Genomic DNA, 1,335 nt, shown 5'->3' with positions numbered 1-1,335 from the left:
CTGAGCCATCCCCATAAATAATTTATAAAAATCAGGCTGATAAAAATAATATGTGGGAACTTTCATAGTGTTTCGCGATCTGATCAATCGCCAAAAATCACACACCACTACACACTATGAAAGTAACCACCATTTTGAAGAAAACACTCACCTTTGTCACTCCTAATATGCATACATATCGCAGGAATAGCCTTATAGCTGCTGTTGCAAGCTTAACTTCAGGAGCAGCCGCCACAGTAACGACAATAGGTAGAGGCATTAGTTGTAATGCTAAGGAAAAGCATAAAATAAAACGCGTTGATAGATTATTATCTAATGCAAACCTTGCTCGAGAAAGCTTAGGTATTTATACAGAACTCGCTAAATATACGGTTGGAACTAAGAAGCGGCCTATTATTTTGGTTGATTGGTCTGATTTAGATGAATATAAACGTCACTTCTTACTTAGAGCTTCTTTACCATCACATAGTCGAAGTATATGCGTCTATGAAGAAGTTCATTCGATAAAAACCAAAGAAAAACCAGCTACGCATGCGTTGTTCTTGAAAAAGTTAGCCCAAATACTGCCACGGGATTGCAAGCCTATTATTGTCACAGATGCAGGTTTTAAAACACCTTGGTTTCGCAGTGTGTTAGCACAAGGTTGGGACTTTGTTGGTAGAACCCGACTACCAAACTTTTACTCTGTTGACGGGGAGAGTTGGCAATGTATTACACACCTTTATAAAAAAGCGACACAGCATGCTCAAGCATTTGTGGGCCACATTGCTCGAAGAAATCCCTTAAAGTGTCAGCTTGTTCTATACAAGCAAAAAGCGAAAGGAAGGAAATCACTCAATCGTTCGGGAAAACCAAAACAATCAAAGCATGCGAAAGTGCATATTAAGTCCGCAAGGGATCCATGGCTTATCTCTAGCTCACTTCCTTATTCACGTAACTCTGCAACAAAACTAGTCAAGATTTATCAGCTAAGAATGCAAATAGAAGAAGGGTTTAGAGACATGAAAAGTCGGCGATTTGGACAAGGGTTCAGCTACAATAAAACAACCGTACAAAACCGTTTATCCTTGCTTGTATTGCTCACCACTTTGGCACACTGGTTTCTGATGATTTTAGGCATGACGGCTAAACTTGATAACAAGCATAGACAGTATCAAGCTAACTCTTTAAAAACAGGCAACATACTATCATTACATTTTATTGGTCAACGTGTCGCTGCAGATAAAGGGATTAAGTTGTATATGCGAAGCTGCCTAAATGCAATTAAGCAGCTTCAAAATGCGGGACCGGAATATGATTATTAAAACGTATAACTATTTTGTGGGGATCGTACAG

General features: G+C 39.0%; 1 protein-coding gene. It reads left to right on the top strand.

Annotated elements, in window-relative coordinates:
* The first annotated feature begins 116 nt into the window (after window positions 1-116).
* Entirely contained in the window at window positions 117-1,304 is a 1,188-nt protein-coding gene (locus AN214_RS21675) for an IS4 family transposase (RefSeq protein WP_054981608.1), read from the top strand.
* Window positions 1,305-1,335: the final 31 nt, after the last annotated feature.

This window comes from Pseudoalteromonas sp. P1-9 (genome assembly GCF_001399975.1).
GTDB lineage: Bacteria > Pseudomonadota > Gammaproteobacteria > Enterobacterales > Alteromonadaceae > Pseudoalteromonas.
This window is presented reverse-complemented; position numbering and strand designations above follow the sequence as displayed.